The sequence below is a fragment of the Actinosynnema sp. NPDC023658 genome (assembly GCF_040639995.1).
Classification (GTDB): Bacteria; Actinomycetota; Actinomycetes; order Mycobacteriales; family Pseudonocardiaceae; genus Actinosynnema.
In genome coordinates this window covers 1-2,643 of sequence record NZ_JBFAAX010000785.1, presented here as the reverse complement: position 1 = coordinate 2,643, position 2,643 = coordinate 1, and the positions used below count along the sequence as shown (strand labels likewise).

Genomic DNA, 2,643 nt, shown 5'->3' with positions numbered 1-2,643 from the left:
CTGGACGGCACGCACCCACGCGAGCGGGGCCCGGTGTCGTGTGCGCCCCAGGTGCCGCGAATCCGCAGGTCGCGTGTTCTGAGCGTTCAACTCGGGTGTCCTGGACGTAGGACTCTCGCGACGTGGACGTAGGACTCTCGCGGTCTGGAGGTAGGACACGCGGGGGTGGGAGTCAGCAGGGCAGGGGGAGGACGTGGTCGGTGGCGTCGAGCAGGGCGCGGCGCATCGCTTCGCGGGGGGCGGGTCGGCCGGTGAACTGCTCGGACTGGCCGAACGCCTGGTGCAGGAGCATGTCCAGGCCGGTGGCCAGGGTCCGCCCGCGCTTGCGCACGGCGAGCGCCAGCGGCGTCGGCCAGGGGTGGTAGATGACGTCCAGCACGCACGGGGCCTCGGCCAGCGCCGTGGCGACGGGCTCGGTGGCGTCCGGCGGCACGGTGCTGACCAGCACGTCCGACGACGACGCGAGCGCGGCGAAGTCCGCGGTGTCCCAGGTGACCACGTCGAGCGCCAGGCCCAGGCGGGACGCGCACGACTCCGCCTCGGCGGCCCGGCTCACCGACCGGACCACCAGCGAGACCGCGCGCACGCCGACCGTGGCCAGCGCCACAAGCGCCGCCGTGGCCGTGCCACCGGCGCCCAGCAGCACGGCGCGGGAACCCGACGTGAAGCCGCACGACGCGCGCAACGCGCCCAGCACGCCGTCCACGTCGGTGTTGTCGGCCCGCCACCCGTCGCCGGCGGGCACGAGGGTGTTCGCCGCGCCCACCTGCACGGCCCGCGTCGTCGCGGTGGTGGCCGCGGACAGCGCGGCGCGCTTGTTCGGCATGGTCACCGACAACCCGGCCCACGACGCGTCCAGGCCTGCGACCAGGGACTCCACCCCGTCCGCCGCGCACTCGACGCGCGTGTAGGTCCAGTCCGACAGGCCCAGCGCGCCGAACGCGGCGTTGTGCAGGACCGGGGACAACGAGTGGGCCACCGGCGAGCCGATGACCGCCGCACGACGTGCCACGGCTAGAAGACGCCTTCCCGCTGCGCCTTGTCCGACACGGCCTGGTGCTCGTCGTGGGTGTTCGTGAAGCACGACGTGCCGTCCTTCTGGCACTTCACGAAGAACAGCCAGGTGCCGTCCTCGGGGGTGATCGCCGCCTGCACGGCCTCGCGGCTGGGCGACCCGATCGGAGTGGGCGGCAGGCCCTTGGTGTCGGCGTTGTAGGTGTTGTAGGGCCCCGACCTCGCGCGGTCCTCGTCGCTGGTGGTGATGACCGGCCGGTCCAGCTTGTAGTTGACCGTGGAGTCCAGCTCCAGCAGCTGTCCCCTGGCGAGCCGGTTGTAGATCACCCGCGAGACCTTGCCGAAGTCCTTGGTGAGGCCTTCCTTCTCGATCAGCGACGAGATGACCAGCACCTCGTACGGCCGGAAACCCGTCTTGGCCGACCCGCTGGGGATGCCGTAGCTCTGCAACCGGCCCAGCGACGTGGTGAGCACGCTCTTGAGCAGCTCGACCGCGTCCGCGCCGGGCTTGAGGTGGTACAGGCCGGGCAGGATCAGGCCTTCGAGCCGGTTCGGCTTGGGCGCGTTGTTGACGTCGGCCAACGCCCAGTCGGGGATGCCGAGCGCGGTCGCGTCGGCGTTGTCCGCCGCGTCGCGCAGCTGCTCGGGCGTCACGCACTTCTTCGTGCCGTCCAGCTCGACGCAGGAGGCGTCGGAGAGCTGGGCCAGGATGCCCTTGGTGATCTTGCCGTCCGGCGAGGTGATGTCGTGCAGCACGTAGCCGCCCTTGACCTCCAGCGGCACGACCTTGGACGCCTTGTCGACCATCCGCGTCACCGCCGCGGCGCCGGACATCTTCGTCTTCATCAGGTAGAACCCGGGCTGGATCGCGGTGACCCGGTCGTCGTTCGCGCCCGCCTCGGTGAACGCCCGCGCGCTGGCCACCACGCCCTGCTCCTTGAGCGTGGTCGCGATGGTCGTGACCAGGTCGCCGTCCTTGACCTCGACCACCACGTCGCTCTCGCCCGAGCCCGTGAAGTCGTCGTACGAGCCGATGCCGCTCAGCGTGCGGTACCCGTAGTACGCGCCCGCGCCGCCACCGGCCAGCACCAGCGCCACGACGACCCACAGGATCGTCCGCTTGCGCCTGCGCTGGGCCCGCCGCGCCGCCGCGGCCTCGCTCTTGCCACGCGCCCGGTCTTCGTGGCGCGTGTCGGGATCGGTGAACAACCCGAGGTCGTCGGTCACGAGCCGTCCTTAGCTCCGGGGGCCCGGTCCGCAGCGGAACGAGCCACTTGTCGCGCGCGTGCGTCCAGCCACGACTGCAGGATCTCGACCGCGGCAGCCTGGTCGACGACGGCGCGTTGCTTCTTGCCTCGCACCCCGCGCTCGGAGAGCACCCGGCTCGCCGTGACGGTGGTCAACCGCTCATCGGTGAGCCGCACCGGAACCGGTGCGACGCGCTCGGCCAACGCCGCAGCGTACGCCGAGGCCGACTCCGCCGCCGGCCCGTGCCGCCCGGCCAGCGTGCGCGGCAGGCCGACGACGACCTCCACCACGTCGTTCTCGACCACCATACCCGCGAGTTCCGCCAGGTCACGGCCGGTCTTCACGTCACGCGCCAGGGTGACCAGCGGGGTGGCGAGGAAC

The 2,643-nt window shown here is 72.0% G+C and carries 3 protein-coding genes; all 3 read right to left on the bottom strand.

Going from position 1 to position 2,643, the window contains the following annotated elements:
- Positions 1-172: 172 nt before the first annotated feature.
- Entirely contained in the window at positions 173-1,012 is an 840-nt protein-coding gene (locus AB0G02_RS34730) for a shikimate dehydrogenase (protein WP_360803020.1), read from the bottom strand.
- 2 nt (positions 1,013-1,014) lie between these two features.
- Positions 1,015-2,241: an endolytic transglycosylase MltG gene (gene mltG, locus AB0G02_RS34725; protein ID WP_360803017.1), complete on the bottom strand. Its 1,227-nt coding sequence runs from the start codon at positions 2,239-2,241 to the stop codon at positions 1,015-1,017.
- On the bottom strand, positions 2,238-2,643 hold a 406-nt coding region (gene ruvX / locus AB0G02_RS34720), incomplete at its 5' end, for a Holliday junction resolvase RuvX (RefSeq protein WP_360803014.1). The genes mltG and ruvX, both read right to left, overlap by 4 nt.